Origin of the sequence: Vibrio marinisediminis (genome assembly GCF_014050145.1) — a bacterium.
Lineage (GTDB): Bacteria > Pseudomonadota > Gammaproteobacteria > Enterobacterales > Vibrionaceae > Vibrio > Vibrio marinisediminis.
This window is the reverse complement of the sequence record NZ_JACFYF010000005.1, coordinates 177,194-191,988: the sequence shown is the minus strand read 5'-3', so window position 1 is coordinate 191,988 and position 14,795 is coordinate 177,194. Positions and strand designations below refer to the sequence as shown.

The window sequence follows — 14,795 nt, the reverse complement described above, 5'->3', positions numbered from 1 at the left end:
GAAAGTCAGATTAGCGAGTGTGAGCGATGCTACTTACTGCTGCTAGTTCTGCTGCTTCTTGCTCTTGCTGTTCTTGACGCGCACGTGCATCAAGGATCTCTTTAGTGATAAGACCTTCTTCGATTTCGCGTAGAGCGATAACCGTAGGCTTATCATTCTCTTCTGGCACTAGTGAATCTTTGCCGCCAGTTTGCATTTGACGAGCGCGGCGAGCCGCAATCAGTACTAGGTCGAAACGGTTGCCAACTTTTTCAACAGCGTCTTGAACAGTTACGCGTGCCATGAGGACTCCAAATTAGTTAACTAAAATTTTGAATGACGAGAAATTATACAGGCTTAAGCTACTATATTCTAGCCAAAGCGTTGTCTCGTCTGTGAATGGCTTTTGGGAGACCCTTACTCAGCCAATAGAGCGTCAAGCATGCCTTTATATTTAGCAGCTTGCTTATCATGCTTCAATCTTTCTGCACGGATGATAGCTTTAAAGTCCATCAGTGCATTATCAAAGTCATCATTCACAATAACGTAGTCATACTCGCTATAGTGAGAAATTTCTGATTTTGCTTCGGCCATGCGTTTTGCAATCACCGCTTCACTGTCTTGACCGCGCGTATTTAGGCGACGTTCTAGCTCACCATTTGAAGGTGGCAGAATGAAGATACTTTTCGCCAAAGGCATTTGCTCACGGATCTGACGAGCACCTTGCCAGTCGATATCGAGGAAGACGTCGATACCTTTATCTAGGTTCTCTTCGATCCACACGCGAGATGTGCCGTAGTAGTTACCGAATACTTCTGCGTATTCAAGGAACTGATTTTGCTCGATTAACTCTTCAAAAAGTTCTTTTTGCACGAAGTGGTAGTGCACACCATCTTGCTCACCTGGGCGCATGCCACGCGTCGTGTGAGACACCGATACTTTCATCGCGTATGTTGGATTCGTTTCCAGCATCGCTGAGATTAAGCTGGATTTACCAGCGCCGCTCGGTGCCGAGACGATATATAGAGTACCTTTGCCCATATGTAACGTTCCACATTTGGTTGGATGGTGCCGAATAGAAGAGTCGACAGTTTAAAGATAGCACTGACCGAGAAGTAACACCTGAGTGGTGAAAATTAGGTCAGAAAAATGGAGGCGAAGAGTAGCACGATCTTAAGGATCATCACAAGAAAAACAAATGAGCAGGGCGAGTAAATACGATCTCAATAACTTATCTTTTACCGCCGTTGCTTTCTTTGTTCTATCAATACAAATGACGGGATAGAAATATGCACGTAGTTGTTTATTAAATTCACGATGAATATAAGTTTGCCGCAAACGTTTGCTTTTTTTGTCTGTTTAAGGTGGAAAAGCATTGAACTTTTACTCTAAATCAATACAATTCGCGCAAACGTTTACGTGCTGTATATGTCTAGTGAATTGGACTGGATGTTTCTACCACCGAGCCTATCTTGGTGACTACAGTAAGTTCGCCCCAGTCGTGGAGGTGTTCTCTGTTCAGCATGTGTACCCATCTACTATTTATTAAGTTGTTAAGGTTACATTGTGAGTCTCGAATCTACCCTAAAAGAGCAAAAAACATCGAGTGTTCTAGAGTCGATCTTTAAGATCTCAGAGCGCAAAAGCACCGTTAATACAGAGCTATATGCAGGTTTCATTACCTTTCTTGCTATGACTTATATTCTTGCCGTTAACCCCGCTATTTTAGGTGGTATTCCCGGCATGGATAAAGGGGCGGTCTTTACTGCAACCGCAATGTCTGCGGCGATTGCGACCCTTATTATGGGCATTTGGGGTAACTACCCAGTGATGCTAGCACCGGGCATGAGTATGAACGGCTTTTTTAAAGGCATGTTACTTAGCGGTTCGGTTGCATTGGTTTGGCATGAAGCACTTTTTGGTATTTTCCTTTCTGGCGTGCTGTACCTGATCTTGTCATTAACCAATATTCGTAAAACCTTGATTGAGTCGATTCCAGAAGATCTTAAACTGGCGATCACGGTATCGTTGGGGATGTTTATTGCGTTTTTAGGTTTAAAGAACGCGGGCATTATTGTTTCTAACCCAATTATTCTGGTTAGCATGGGGGATATCTCGAACCCTCAAGTTTTGATTGCGTATATCAGTATCTTTATCGCTTTGGGTTGTATGATCCGCGATATCAAGCTGGCGACATTTATCTCGTTTATCTCTGCGATTGCACTAACAATCATTGCTGACATGGTGATGGGAACCAATAATGCGCCAATTCCTGATCAATTGTTCTCAATGCCACCAAGTCTTGAAGGCAGTTTCGGTGCGGTCTTTGATATTTCAGGTTTAACCGCGGATAAGATGTTTGATTTGTTGTTTATTGTGGTGATTTTCCTGATTGTCGACTTCTTTGATGGTTTGAGTACCATCGTTGGGGTTGGTCGTGATGCTGGCATTATTGATGATGACGGCAAAGTGCCGAATGCTCGTTCTGCGTTAGTTGCTGATGCGGGTGGTACTGTGATTGGTTCGATTCTTGGCACCACGTCTATTACCGCATTCTCTGAATCAGGCATTGCTTCATCTCAAGGGGCAAAGACAGGTTTAGCGGCTGTGATGGTTGCGGGTTTATTCGCGCTGTCGTTGTTCATGTACCCACTGTTCTCGATTTTCTCGGCTGCGATGGTCGCCCCTGCGATGGTCGTGGTGGGTATCTACATGATTGGTCGTTTAGGTCAGATTAGTTGGGATCAGAAAGAATCACGCATTGCGACTTTCTTTACCATTATGTTTACTGTACTGAGCTTTTCGCCAGCAAACGGTATGGCAATGGGCTTTATCAGCTACAGTTTCTCGATGATTGTGGCGGGTCGTGCCAAAGAAGTTCACCCAGTAATTTATATTCTATCGTTGGTATTTTTAACTTACCTGATCCTACTGTAAGCCTTTCCGCCTTCAATGTTCCTACCAAGGTAGGAGCATTGAATGTCACAATTCCGTGGTATTATTGACGTATAGTTATAATAAAAAGAGCGGAATAGACAGCATGCCTTCTCATCTTCCTCCTTCGTTTAGTCGACCATTTCTTAAGATTTTCCATATATTAGAAGCCATTTTGCTTGTTGCGATCACGCTGGCTACCGTATGGGCGATGGTCGAAGAGTTCGTGCATATTTACGTGCAGGGGCGAGTATTACTGACCGACATCCTACTGATGTTTATCTATCTTGAAGTACTGGCGATGGTCGGACAATTTGTGATGAACGGTAAGATCCCGGTGCGTTACCCGATTTATATCGCGATGATGGCGATCGCACGCTATATCACCTTAGGGATGAAAGAGTTGGATTCGGTAATGATTGTGTGGCTCTCGCTAGCGGCATTTATTCTTGCTGCAGCGACATTGCTGATCAGGGTGGGGCATCACTATTGGCCTTATGTTGATGGTAATACCGCAGAGAAAGACGAATAGTTGTTGCGACAAGACCAATACAAAAAAGCCTCGAATTATCGAGGCTTTTTGCATTCTGGCTTGATGTTACTTAGTAAAGAAAGCGCGTTTTAGTGCCATTTCTAGACCGCGAACTTCCGCTAGACCTTTCAAGCGACCAATCGCAGAATAACCTGGGTTGGTTTTTTTCTTCAGGTCATCAAGCATTTGGTGACCGTGGTCTGGACGCATTGGGATCTTACGTAGATCACCCGTTTCTTCACGGCGTTGTTCTTCTTCAAGAATCGCCATTACCACGCCATACATGTCAACATCACCTTCTAGGTGGGCTGCTTCATGGAAGCTTAGCTGGTTTTCTTCACGTTGCGTTGAACGCAAGTGAGTGAAGTAAACGCGGTCGCCGTGCTTTTTGATCATGTTGACCAAATCGTTGTCACCGCGTACGCCGTAAGAGCCAGTACACATGGTGATGCCGTTGTTTTGGCTTGGCACTTTCTCAGTTAACCAATCGATATCTTCGATGGTTGAAACGATACGTGGCAGACCTAGGATAGGGCGCGGTGGATCGTCTGGGTGAACTGCCATCTTAATGTTTTCTTCGTCACACACTGTCATGATTTCCGCTAGGAAGTAAGCCATGTGTTCACGAAGTTTGTCTTTAGTGATGCCTGCGTAGCGATCAAGCTGAGCTTGGAATGCTTCAAGTGTGTAGCCTTCTTCAGCACCAGGCAGACCTGCGATGATGTTCGCGGTTAGTTGCTTGATCTGCTCTTCAGACATATTGTTGAAGTAGTCAGCGGCTTGCGCTTGTTCTGCCTCGGTGTAATCTGCATTTGCACCAGGGCGTTTTAGAATGTGCAGTTCAAAAGCGGCAAACGCGATTTGGTCAAAACGCAGTGCTTTTGAGCCGTCTGCCATTTGGTACTCAAGATCGGTACGTGTCCAATCCAGTACTGGCATAAAGTTATAACAAACGGTGTCGATTCCACACTGCGCTAGGTTACGCAGAGTTTGCTTGTAGTTGTCGATCCATTGTTGGAAGTTGCCAGTTTGCGTCTTGATCTCTTCGTGTACAGGAACACTTTCCACCACAGACCAAGTTAGCCCTTTTTCTTCAATGATCGCTTTGCGAGTTAGAATCTCTTCTTTTGTCCACACTTCACCATTTGGGATATGGTGCAGTGCATTAACGATACCTGTTGCGCCTGCTTGGCGGATATCGTCTAGTGATACTAAGTCATTTGGACCGTACCAACGCCACGTTTGTTCCATGACAAATTACCTTTCAATAGGCAGACTTAACCCGCTCAAATGGTCTTGAGTAAATTAAGTTGCGAATAATAAATATATAACGACTTATGTAGGTATTATTTTGGGCTGCTAAAGGCAGCTCTTAGAGTGGCGAATTATTTTTCGCCACCTAATAAGACGACAGGATTGGAGCTAAATAGGTAGCCATCAAAGTCCGGGTCGTCTATATCAGACAGTTCGAGAAGTCGTTGTTTTACATTTTCAAGGTGTTGCCACATGGCGTTTTTCGCTGCGATCGGATCTTTGCGCTGCATAGCCGCTAAGATTTTTGCATGATCTTCCATCCATTCTTGACGGTAGTCATGCCCGCTAATACGTGAGTGGAGCTTTTGCCACATTGGGCTTTGCTCACGACGATCCCATGAATTTTTCAGCATGTCGACCAACACAGAGTTGTGTGTTGCTTCGGCAATGCTCATATGGAATCGTTCGTCTCCCACGCATTGTTCGCTTTGTGCTGCCAGCTCTTGGCGCTCTAATGTGAGCGCCGAGCGCATTTTAGCAATGTCCCCAGGCGTAACTTGAATTGCTGCAAATTCAGCAATATTACTTTCTAGTAATTGTCGCGCCTGTAACATTTCGAAAGGTCCCGCATCATCACTGATGATGCGTTCGCGATGAGGTGATTGGTCAGGAATATTAGTGACATACACACCCGAGCCTTTTTTCACTTCAACAAGATTTTCCAACTCAAGCATGATGATTGCTTCACGTACCACGGTACGGCTGACATCTAGTCGCTCTGCAATATCGCGCTCTGGTGGTAGACGGTCACCCACATTGTAGTGTCCATCTATTAATTCTCGTCGTAAAACCAAACCCAACTCTTGGTAAGGACGCTTGGGTTCAAAAGGCATCATAATGATGTTATCACTTATTTCCATTGCTACTCACGCCATCATAACCAATCAAAACAATTGGTCAACCTATCTCAATAGTTATGTGGCAATACCTATACTTCTCTTGCAAATCTATAAAGTTAATTACTTAACTGCTTGAATACGTTCGATCAGTGCGAACAACTCAGGGTTGTTTTTCTGCACATCGTCGTACATTGGTTGAACCGCTTGAGCAAATGGTGCTTTATCTACGTCAACAAACGTTACGCCAATTTCTTCTGCTTTTTTACGCTCTTCAGCTTCAGATTCAGCCCACAGTTTTTTCATTAGCTGCATAGAGTTAAGTGCGGCTGTTTTCACTGCTTTTTGCTGCTCTAGAGTTAGACCATCAAATGCATTAGTCGACATAACAAGTACGTCAGGAACCATAGTGTGCTCATCTAGCGAGAAGTATTTGGATACTTCGCTGTGGCGGCTCATACCGTATGAAGGAATGTTGTTTTCTGCTGCATCTACCACGCCTTGTTGCAGTGCGGTATATAGCTCACCGTAGGCTAGTGGTGTTGGGCTACCGCCAAGTGCTTTCACCATCGCGATAGCGGATGGGCTAGGCTGCACGCGTACTTTTAGACCTTTAAGATCTTCCGGTGTATTGATTGGCTTGTTGGTGTAGAAGCTACGCGCACCTGCATCGTAGTAAGTCAAACCAATGAAGCCGCTGTCGCGTGATGATGCCAAGATCTCTTCACCGATCGCACCTTCTTGGGTTGCGTAAAAATGGGTTTGGTCACGGAAAAGGTACGGCATGTTAAATGCCGAGTAGGCTGGTGCAAATGCTTCAAGTTCAGCTGCGTTGGTTTTTACCATGTGCAGTGCGCCGTTTTGCATCAATTCCATAGATTCACGCTGAGTGCCTAGCTGTGCATCAGGGTAGATACGAATACGTACTTCGCCATCAGTGGTTTTGCGCACTTCTTTTGCCATCGCGTCCATTGCTTTATGTACTGCGTGGTCACGAGTGTGGTTGTGGCTTAGTTTTAAAGTGGTTGCCGCGAACGATGATGCACTTACACCAAACGTTAATGCTGCACCAATCACAGCTGTTAATACACTTTTGCGTGTTTTCATTATTGTTTCTCCGTGAGATGGAATCCGTAAATTTTGTAGGTGTTACAGGTTTCGGAGCTAATCTTGCGACCAATTTAGGGTGTCGTCAAAATAAAAAGTACAATTGGTTGAGCAATATCACAGATAACACACTTGAATTGGTCAACCAATCCAAGTGTGATGATGGTCACGGATGGAATGCCTGTACTGCATATAATGCCCGCAGTAAAAATAAATGTTGCTGGAGTTGAAATATGAGCTTGAGTTTATATTGGTTGACCAGTAGCGAGACGCGGTTCGTTATATGAGATAGCGACGTTGTTAAGGAAACAATAATGAAAAAATTGGTCGAATACATCAATAAAGGCTTGGCGGGGTTTACCGTTTCGCTCTCTACTTTCCTCGTGCTTTGCGTGGTATGGCAGGTTCTTTCTCGTTACATCATTGGTCGCCCTAGTACCGTTACTGATGAGCTTGCGCGCTATTTATTTATGTGGGTTGCCCTTATCGGTGCTGCTTACACCACAGGTCAAAAGCGTCACCTTGCCATCGACTTATTGACGATGAAATTGAAAGGTAAACGCAAAATCTTCAATGAAATCTTTATTCAAATTGCCATTGCTGTGTTCGCATTCATTGTTCTGGTTTACGGCGGCTCAAACTTAGCAATTAAAACACTGGCAACAGGTCAGCTAACTCCAGCGCTAGGTTGGGAAATGGGTTACATCTATTTCTGTCTACCAATTAGTGGCGCGTTGATGATCTTCTACTCTGTGGCATTTGGTGTTGAGAAGGTTCAACAATTGATTTCTGGCGACGTAGCAGCTAGCGACGTACAACAAAACTAATTTCGAAGAGGAATTCCATAATGGAATGGCATTTAATTCTTACCCTATTTGGTACCTTTGCAGTCTTATTGACGCTCGGTATTCCAGTTTCGTTTGCTATTGGTCTTTCTTCTCTAGCGACAATCATGATGAGCTTGCCTCTTGAGCCAGCAATTGCTGTAGTTGCTCAACGTATGGCGGCTGGTCTCGATAACTTTGCACTATTGGCAATCCCGTTCTTTATTCTAGCGGGTAACATCATGAACCAAGGCGGTATCGCACTGCGATTGATTAACTTTGCAAAAGTATTGGGTGGTCGCCTACCTGGTTCTCTAGCGCACGTTAACGTACTTGCGAACATGATGTTTGGTTCTATCTCTGGTTCTGCAGTAGCTTCTGCAGCGGCAGTTGGTGGTACGATGGCTCCGCTGCAAAAGAAAGATGGTTATGATGAATCTTTCAGCGCAGCAGTAAACATTACGTCTTGCCCTACTGGTCTTTTGATCCCGCCAAGTAACACATTAATTGTATTCTCTTTAGTCTCTGGCGGTACTTCTATTGCGGCGCTTTTCCTAGCGGGTTACCTACCTGGTATCTTGATGGGTCTAAGCTTAATGATTGTTGCCGGTATTATCGCGAAACGTCGCGGCTACCCACTAGCACCACGACCAACGCTTGCTGCAGTTTGGGATACTTTCATTAAAGCGGCACCATCACTATTGCTTATCGTCGTTATCATGGGCGGTATCATTGGCGGTATCTTTACTGCGACGGAAGCATCGGCAATTGCTGTGGTTTATACACTAGTGCTAGCTGTTGGTTTTTACCGTGAAGTGCGTGTTCGTGACTTACCTAAAATTGTTCTAGAGTCAGCGGTAACAACGTCTATCGTATTGCTACTGGTTGGTGCTTCAATGGGTATGTCATGGGCAATGGCGAATGCTGATATCCCATACATGATTGCGGATGCACTACTAGCAGTATCAGAAAACCCACTCATCATCCTACTGATCATCAACGTGATTCTACTTATCGTTGGTATCTTTATGGATATGACGCCAGCGGTACTTATCTTCACGCCTATCTTCCTACCAATCGTGTTGGATCTAGGTGTTGACCCAGTGCACTTCGGTATCATGATGACGTTTAACTTGGCTATTGGTCTGTGTACGCCACCAGTAGGTAGCGCACTGTTTGTCGGCTGTTCTGTAGCAAATATCAGTATCGACAAAGTTATTAAACCTCTACTGCCGTTCTACGCAGCTCTATTCCTAGCGCTACTTGCAGTAACGTTTATCCCACAAATCAGCTTGCTACTACCACAACTGATTCTAGGTTACTAATTTCCCGATTTATGCGGATTTGCCTGCCAACAAATTACCTTACCGCTACGGCGGTAAGGTTTAGGAAAAAACAATGAAAACAATCGCAAATACCACTCTTAATACTCAAGTTATTCGACCAACTTTCGATCGCTCTGCGCTGAAAAGCCGTATTGTTCACCTTGGTTTTGGTGCCTTTCACCGAGCACACCAAGCGCTGTACACCAATGAAATGTTAGAGAAAACCAACAGTGACTGGGGCATCTGTGAGGTTAACCTGTTTGGTGGCGAAGATCTGATTGAGCAATTGCGTGCGCAAGACCATTTGTACACAGTGGCAGAGAAAGGTGCACAAGCGACAGAAGTAAAATTGATTGGTTCAGTGACTGAATCATTGCACCCAACGCTAGACGGCAAAGCGGCTGTACTGGCTAAAATGACGGAACAACAAGTGGCGATCGTTTCTATGACGATCACTGAAAAAGGCTACTGCGCTGATCCAGCGACAGGTCGCCTAGATAAGAACAATGCACTGATCGTTAGCGATTTGGCTAACCCACAAGACCCAAGCTCTGCGATTGGTTACATCGTAGAAGCATTACGTCAACGCCGTGAAAAAGGCATGTCGCCATTTACGGTAATGTCTTGTGATAACGTGCAAGAGAACGGGCACGTAGCTCGTGCAGCAGTATTGGATTTTGCTAACTTAGTCGATGCTGAATTAGCTGCATGGATTGAAAGCAATGTGACGTTCCCATGTACTATGGTTGACCGCATTGTCCCTGCAGCAACAGAAGAAACACTGAATGAAATCGAAGCGTTAGTGGGCGTAGCGGACCAATGTGGTATTGCATGTGAACCGTTCCGCCAATGGGTTATTGAAGATAACTTCGTTGCAGGTCGTCCAGAGTGGAACGTCGCGGGGGCTGAATTTGTTGCTGACGTGGTGCCATTTGAAGAGATGAAACTGCGCATGCTAAACGGCAGCCATTCATTTTTAGCTTACCTTGGCTACCTAGGCGGTTACGCTCATATCTCAGATACCATGACTAACGAAGACTACCGCCAAGCGGCATTCGATATGATGATGAAAGCGCAAGCCCCTACGCTAAACATGCCACAAGGCACTGATTTAGAAGCGTATGCGACACTGTTGATTGAGCGCTTTACTAACCCGAGCCTAAAACACCAAACATGGCAAATTGCGATGGATGGCAGCCAGAAAATCCCACAACGTATGGGTGGCTCTTTGCGCCATCACCTTGCTCAAGGAACGGAATTCAAATGGTTGGCAATGGGTATCGCTGGTTGGATGCGCTACGTCTCTGCACAAGATGAACGCGGTGAAGAAATTGATGTTCGCGACCCTATGGTTGAGCAGTTCAAAGCTATCTACGCAGAGCATGGTTTGAATGTATCGGTGGTGAAAGCACTACTGTCAATTGAAGCGATTTTTGGCACTGACCTGATTCAAAATGAGACCTTTGTAGAAGCGGTAACCAATGCTTACCAGTTGCTTCTGACTGAAGGTGCTCGCGGCGCAGTCGCGTCACTTTAATTCTCTAATTGAATGCCCTCCCTTATGAGGGCATTACTCTTTGTAAAATATCTTCGGCGTGGGCAGTGCTGGCGCCAATGGAGTAGAAAATGAAAAACTTTTTGTGTGAAGATTTCTTACTATCGAATGACATCGCTCGTGAGCTATACCATGACTACGCGAAAGCGATGCCAATCTATGATTACCACTGTCATCTCAATCCAAAAGAAGTGGCTGAGAACCGTCAATTCGACAACCTTGGTCAAATTTGGCTTGAGGGTGATCACTACAAATGGCGCGGTATGCGCTCTGCGGGTGTGCCAGAGTCACTGATCACGGGTAAAGAAACATCAGATTACGAAAAGTTCCAAGCATGGGCAAAGACCGTTCCGCAAACTTTAGGTAACCCGCTATACCACTGGACTCACCTAGAGCTTCGTCGCCCATTTGGTGTCACTGGTAAGTTGTTTGGTCCTGAAACAGCCGATGAAATTTGGCATGAATGTAATGAGCTACTAGCAACGCCTGAGTTTTCTGCGCGTGGCATCATGAAGCAAATGAATGTGGTGATGGCGGGCACAACCGATGACCCAATTCATACGCTGGAGTACCACAAAGCAATTGCAGAAGATGACAGTTTTGATGTGGAAGTGGCACCAAGCTGGCGTCCTGACCGCGCATTTAAGATCGAGCTTGATGGTTTTGCGGAATACATGACACTGCTTGGTGAAGTAGCGGATGTTGAAATTACCCGTTTTGCCGATCTATTAACGGCTCTAGAGCGCCGCTTAGAGCACTTTAACGCACATGGCTGTCGTGCGGCTGACCACGGCATTGAAATCGTACGCTTTGCTGCGGTGCCTGCTGAAAGCACACTCGACAGTATTCTTGCGCGTCGCCTAGCGGGTGAAACCCTCACTGAACTTGAAATTGATCAATTCTGCACTGCGGTACAAGTGTGGCTAGGTACTCAATACGCAAAACGCAACTGGGTGATGCAGCTTCACATTGGTGCGCAGCGCAACAACAACACGCGCATGTTCCGTTTACTGGGCGCGGATGTTGGCTTCGACTCTGTCGGCGACCGTCCATTTGCATTGCAACTGGCTTGCTTAATGGATGCGATGGATGTGACTAACGAACTTCCTAAGACCATTCTTTACTGCTTAAACCCACGCGATAATGAAATGATGGCAACCATGATTGGTAACTTCCAAGGTGGCGGCGTGGCTGGCAAGATTCAGTTCGGCTCCGGCTGGTGGTTCAATGACCAGAAAGATGGCATGGAACGTCAAATGCAGCAGCTATCGCAATTAGGCTTACTAAGCCAATTTGTTGGTATGCTAACAGACTCACGTAGCTTCCTTTCATACACTCGTCATGAATATTTCCGTCGAATTCTTTGTAATATGATTGGTCAATGGGCTGAGAACGGCGAAGTACCACGTGATGTGCCGATGCTAGGTAAGATGGTGCAAGACATCTGTTACCAAAACGCGAAAACGTACTTCACTCTACCTGGAGAGAAATAATGAAACGTATCGCCTTACTTGGTGAATGCATGATTGAGTTAAATGGCGCGCCTTTTGGCGCCATGACTCAAGCTTACGGTGGGGATTCGCTCAATACCGCGGTTTACCTTGCGCGCTGTGCGGGTGAAAAAATATCAGTAGAGTACGTCTCCGCTCTGGGTTGTGATGCAATCAGCGATGGCATGATTGAACGTTGGCAAGCGGAAGGTGTGAGTACGGATTTGGTACTGCGTGATCACTCTCGTCAACCGGGCCTGTACCTAATCCAACTTGATGAGCAAGGCGAACGTACTTTCCTTTACTGGCGCAACCAATCTGCGGCGCGCTACATGTTGCAACACCAAGAGTTTGCTCAGGTGGAAGCGGCGCTGGCTAATGTTGACATGGTCTATCTAAGCGGTATTAGCTTAGCGATTCTGCCACAACAAGATCGCCTTCGTTTGATTGAGCTGTTAAGCCAATTGAGTGAGCAAGGTGTCGAGATAGCGTTTGATTCCAACTACCGACCAGCGTTATGGCGCGATGCAGACGAAGCGCGTGAATGCTACCGCCAACTGCTCGAAATTACTGACTTAGCGTTAGTGACCAATGATGATGAGCAAGCGCTTTGGGGCGATGGTGATGAAGAAGAAACACTGAGTCGTCTTCAAGCGGCTGGCGTAAAAAAAGCGGTAGTGAAAATGGGTGCTAAAGGCAACCATTACCAAGATTTCGTTGCAGGCTCTCGCCAAACTATTGCAACCACACCTGTTGAGCATGTAGTGGACACCACTTCAGCGGGTGACTCATTTAATGCGGGTTTCTTAGCTGGATACCTACAAGACAAAGATGCTGAGCAGTGCTCGCGTCAAGGACACCAGCTAGCGGGTATCGTCATCCAACATAAAGGCGCGATTATCCCGAAACACGCAACCGATGCGATTAGCTTCGCGTAACTTTCTACCAAATTTATAGCAAGGAACACTCATGACAACTATTGCACAACAGCTTGCAGCTATTAAAGTTATCCCAGTAATCGCCATTGACCGTGCAGAAGACATTATTCCTCTAGGCAAAGCGCTGGCTGAAAATGGTTTGCCAGCCGCAGAAATTACTTTCCGCTCAGATGCAGCAGTAGAAGCAATTCGCCTACTACGTGAAGCTCAACCTGAGATGCTAATTGGCGCGGGTACCGTACTAAACCGTGAGCAAGCACAAGCAGCAAAAGATGCGGGTGCAACTTTTGTGGTTTCTCCAGGCTTTAACCCAAATACAGTCAATGCATGTCGTGAAATTGGTATTGATATCGTACCGGGTGTTAACAACCCAAGTGCAGTAGAAGCTGCGATTGAGATGGGTCTAACTACGCTTAAGTTCTTCCCTGCAGAAGCTTCTGGTGGCATCAATATGCTGAAATCACTGCTTGGTCCTTACACGCAAATCCAGTTCATGCCTACTGGCGGCATCAGCCCTAAAAACGTTAACGACTACTTAGCGGTTGACCGTGTACTGGCATGTGGTGGTACTTGGATGGTTGATAAAGCGATGATCAACGAAGGTCGTTGGGATGAGATTGGTCGTTTAGCTCGCGAAGCGGCAGATCTGGTTAAATAGTCGAGCGAACCATCTATTTATAGAGCAAGACATTGATAAGGCTTCCCTAGGGAGGCCTTTTTAAGGAGTGTGCAATGCAGGTCGCGTTTTTACATACCTTGGCGGCGAATGAAACTTTGTTTGACGGTTTTATTCAACGTAGTCGATTGCCAAATTTCGCCACAGTTGTTCACCATAGTGCGCCACAGTTGCTGGAGTATGCTAGCCAAACGGGTTTGGATGAGGTACTCGCTGCGCAAGTTGCACAGCAAGTATTGCAGTTAGAAGCGCAAGGTGCAGATTGGATTGTTTGTACCTGCTCAAGCATTGGGCGCATGGCGGAACAAGCACAAACCAAGCACGCACGAGTCATTCGAGTTGATAGACCGATGGCGATTGTAGCAAGTAAAGCGAAGCAGCTTACGGTTCTCGCGGCATTAGAAACAACCATCGAACCCACCATGTCATTGTTGGCTGAGTACCCGTCTCAACTCTCTGAACAAGCACAAGTGGTCGTGATTCCACAAGCGTGGCAGCATTACCTCAATGGGAAAATTGATACCTATAGCCAAACCATTGCTGATTACATTGTGCAGAAATGCATTGATGATGAGTGTGTTGTTTTGGCGCAAGCGTCAATGTCTCCGGCATTGTCACTACTGGCTGAAACATTGCAAGCTCGAGTGCTTACTAGCCCTAAGCTCTGTATCGACTTTCTCATCGCTGAGCTAGGAGAGTCAGCATGATGGTTTTGCCTGAATGGAATTTAGCTCAAGCGATCGGCATGGTGGCATTTGTTATTGGCGCGACGGCTTTTTTACACAGTGATGGGCGGCGATTTCGTCTCCATTTGATGGTGTTTCAGGTTGTCCTTTGCAGTCACTTTATAATGATGGGGGCTTTGGTTGCCGCATTCGGTTGTGGCATCAGTGCCATTCGTAGTTATGCGTCGACCAAGACGCAATCCACACCAGTGATGTTGTTCTTTATCGCCATGCTTTGGGTGATGGGGGTGCCGCAGTTGGAGCACTCTTATGAATTGTTGACGATCTTTGGCTCATCAGTGGCGACATGGGCGCTATTTAAAACCCAAGGCATTCAAATGCGCCTGTTGGTGATGTTCAACTCTTTCTGCTGGGTGACTAATAATTTATTGCTCGGTTCAATTGGTGGTACGTTGATGGAACTGACGTTTATCATCGTCAATAGCCTCACCATTTTACGCATGTATAGAACGGGTTTACGAACGCCTGCTTAATGCAAAGCATAAAAAAACCGAGCTGAAGTCGCTCGGTTTTTTTATACGGTTATCGGCGGGATCTTG

General features: G+C 45.9%; 15 protein-coding genes and 1 riboswitch. Of the genes, 10 read left to right on the top strand and 5 right to left on the bottom strand.

The features are described 5' to 3' along the window. Window positions 1-10: 10 nt before the first annotated feature. Window positions 11-283: a DNA-directed RNA polymerase subunit omega gene (rpoZ, locus tag H2O73_RS10895; RefSeq protein ID WP_182108870.1), complete on the bottom strand. Its 273-nt coding sequence runs from the start codon at window positions 281-283 to the stop codon at window positions 11-13. A gap of 113 nt (window positions 284-396) precedes the next feature. Beyond that, window positions 397-1,020: a guanylate kinase gene (gene gmk / locus H2O73_RS10890; RefSeq protein ID WP_182108869.1), complete on the bottom strand. Its 624-nt coding sequence runs from the start codon at window positions 1,018-1,020 to the stop codon at window positions 397-399. A 361-nt stretch (window positions 1,021-1,381) separates the two neighbouring features. Beyond that, a riboswitch (purine riboswitch) is annotated at window positions 1,382-1,481 on the top strand. A 64-nt stretch (window positions 1,482-1,545) separates the two neighbouring features. On the opposite strand from gmk, the gene H2O73_RS10885 reads away from it, so the two are divergent. After that, window positions 1,546-2,916 carry an NCS2 family permease gene (locus H2O73_RS10885; RefSeq protein ID WP_182108868.1) on the top strand — a complete coding sequence of 457 codons (1,371 nt, stop codon included), beginning with the start codon at window positions 1,546-1,548 and terminating at the stop codon, window positions 2,914-2,916. Between the two features lie 103 nt (window positions 2,917-3,019). Next, complete coding sequence (locus H2O73_RS10880; protein WP_182108867.1) at window positions 3,020-3,445, top strand: phosphate-starvation-inducible protein PsiE; 426 nt, start codon at window positions 3,020-3,022, stop codon at window positions 3,443-3,445. Between the two features lie 66 nt (window positions 3,446-3,511). Here the strand turns inward: H2O73_RS10880 and uxuA are convergent, their stop codons facing one another. From uxuA to H2O73_RS10865, 3 genes are all read right to left on the bottom strand, one after another. Next, window positions 3,512-4,696 (bottom strand): mannonate dehydratase, encoded by a 1,185-nt coding sequence (gene uxuA / locus H2O73_RS10875; protein WP_182108866.1) that lies wholly within the window; start codon window positions 4,694-4,696, stop codon window positions 3,512-3,514. Window positions 4,697-4,830: 134 nt separating this feature from the next. Continuing rightward, window positions 4,831-5,619 carry an FCD domain-containing protein gene (locus H2O73_RS10870; RefSeq protein ID WP_182108865.1) on the bottom strand — a complete coding sequence of 263 codons (789 nt, stop codon included), beginning with the start codon at window positions 5,617-5,619 and terminating at the stop codon, window positions 4,831-4,833. Window positions 5,620-5,718: 99 nt separating this feature from the next. Beyond that, window positions 5,719-6,702 (bottom strand): TRAP transporter substrate-binding protein, encoded by a 984-nt coding sequence (locus H2O73_RS10865; protein WP_182108864.1) that lies wholly within the window; start codon window positions 6,700-6,702, stop codon window positions 5,719-5,721. 314 nt (window positions 6,703-7,016) lie between these two features. On the opposite strand from H2O73_RS10865, the gene H2O73_RS10860 reads away from it, so the two are divergent. The 8 genes from H2O73_RS10860 (at window position 7,017) to H2O73_RS10825 (ending at window position 14,729) form a co-directional block, all read left to right on the top strand. Then, window positions 7,017-7,529 (top strand): TRAP transporter small permease, encoded by a 513-nt coding sequence (locus H2O73_RS10860; protein WP_182108863.1) that lies wholly within the window; start codon window positions 7,017-7,019, stop codon window positions 7,527-7,529. 20 nt (window positions 7,530-7,549) lie between these two features. Next, the gene (locus tag H2O73_RS10855) at window positions 7,550-8,851 is read left to right on the top strand and encodes a TRAP transporter large permease (RefSeq protein ID WP_182108862.1); all 1,302 of its coding nucleotides are present in this window, start codon (window positions 7,550-7,552) and stop codon (window positions 8,849-8,851) included. A gap of 73 nt (window positions 8,852-8,924) precedes the next feature. Then, window positions 8,925-10,388: a fructuronate reductase gene (locus H2O73_RS10850; RefSeq protein WP_182108861.1), complete on the top strand. Its 1,464-nt coding sequence runs from the start codon at window positions 8,925-8,927 to the stop codon at window positions 10,386-10,388. 89 nt (window positions 10,389-10,477) lie between these two features. Beyond that, window positions 10,478-11,899 (top strand): glucuronate isomerase, encoded by a 1,422-nt coding sequence (gene uxaC / locus H2O73_RS10845; RefSeq protein ID WP_182108860.1) that lies wholly within the window; start codon window positions 10,478-10,480, stop codon window positions 11,897-11,899. Beyond that, on the top strand, window positions 11,899-12,834 hold the full coding sequence (locus H2O73_RS10840; RefSeq protein ID WP_182108859.1) for a sugar kinase: 936 nt from the start codon (window positions 11,899-11,901) through the stop codon (window positions 12,832-12,834). Before uxaC ends, H2O73_RS10840 begins: the two co-directional genes overlap by 1 nt. Window positions 12,835-12,865: 31 nt before the next feature. Further along, entirely contained in the window at window positions 12,866-13,492 is a 627-nt protein-coding gene (locus H2O73_RS10835) for a bifunctional 4-hydroxy-2-oxoglutarate aldolase/2-dehydro-3-deoxy-phosphogluconate aldolase (protein WP_182108858.1), read from the top strand. 74 nt (window positions 13,493-13,566) lie between these two features. Then, complete coding sequence (locus H2O73_RS10830) at window positions 13,567-14,217, top strand: hypothetical protein (protein WP_182108857.1); 651 nt, start codon at window positions 13,567-13,569, stop codon at window positions 14,215-14,217. Beyond that, the gene (locus tag H2O73_RS10825) at window positions 14,214-14,729 is read left to right on the top strand and encodes a YgjV family protein (protein ID WP_438696052.1); all 516 of its coding nucleotides are present in this window, start codon (window positions 14,214-14,216) and stop codon (window positions 14,727-14,729) included. Before H2O73_RS10830 ends, H2O73_RS10825 begins: the two co-directional genes overlap by 4 nt. The last annotated feature ends 66 nt before the right edge of the window (window positions 14,730-14,795 follow it).

Bases quoted from the DNA above. Each gene is read 5' to 3' on its own strand.
- H2O73_RS10880 (WP_182108867.1), top strand. From the start codon at position 3,020: ATGCCTTCTCATCTTCCTCCTTCGTTTAGTCGACCATTTCTTAAGATT.
- H2O73_RS10855 (WP_182108862.1), top strand. From the start codon at position 7,550: ATGGAATGGCATTTAATTCTTACCCTATTTGGTACCTTTGCAGTCTTA.
- uxaC (WP_182108860.1), top strand. From the start codon at position 10,478: ATGAAAAACTTTTTGTGTGAAGATTTCTTACTATCGAATGACATCGCT.
- H2O73_RS10835 (WP_182108858.1), top strand. From the start codon at position 12,866: ATGACAACTATTGCACAACAGCTTGCAGCTATTAAAGTTATCCCAGTA.
- H2O73_RS10830 (WP_182108857.1), top strand. From the start codon at position 13,567: ATGCAGGTCGCGTTTTTACATACCTTGGCGGCGAATGAAACTTTGTTT.
- H2O73_RS10860 (WP_182108863.1), top strand. From the start codon at position 7,017: ATGAAAAAATTGGTCGAATACATCAATAAAGGCTTGGCGGGGTTTACC.
- H2O73_RS10825 (WP_438696052.1), top strand. From the start codon at position 14,214: ATGATGGTTTTGCCTGAATGGAATTTAGCTCAAGCGATCGGCATGGTG.
- gmk (WP_182108869.1), bottom strand. From the start codon at position 1,020: ATGGGCAAAGGTACTCTATATATCGTCTCGGCACCGAGCGGCGCTGGT.
- H2O73_RS10870 (WP_182108865.1), bottom strand. From the start codon at position 5,619: ATGGAAATAAGTGATAACATCATTATGATGCCTTTTGAACCCAAGCGT.
- uxuA (WP_182108866.1), bottom strand. From the start codon at position 4,696: ATGGAACAAACGTGGCGTTGGTACGGTCCAAATGACTTAGTATCACTA.
- H2O73_RS10865 (WP_182108864.1), bottom strand. From the start codon at position 6,702: ATGAAAACACGCAAAAGTGTATTAACAGCTGTGATTGGTGCAGCATTA.
- H2O73_RS10840 (WP_182108859.1), top strand. From the start codon at position 11,899: ATGAAACGTATCGCCTTACTTGGTGAATGCATGATTGAGTTAAATGGC.
- H2O73_RS10850 (WP_182108861.1), top strand. From the start codon at position 8,925: ATGAAAACAATCGCAAATACCACTCTTAATACTCAAGTTATTCGACCA.
- rpoZ (WP_182108870.1), bottom strand. From the start codon at position 283: ATGGCACGCGTAACTGTTCAAGACGCTGTTGAAAAAGTTGGCAACCGT.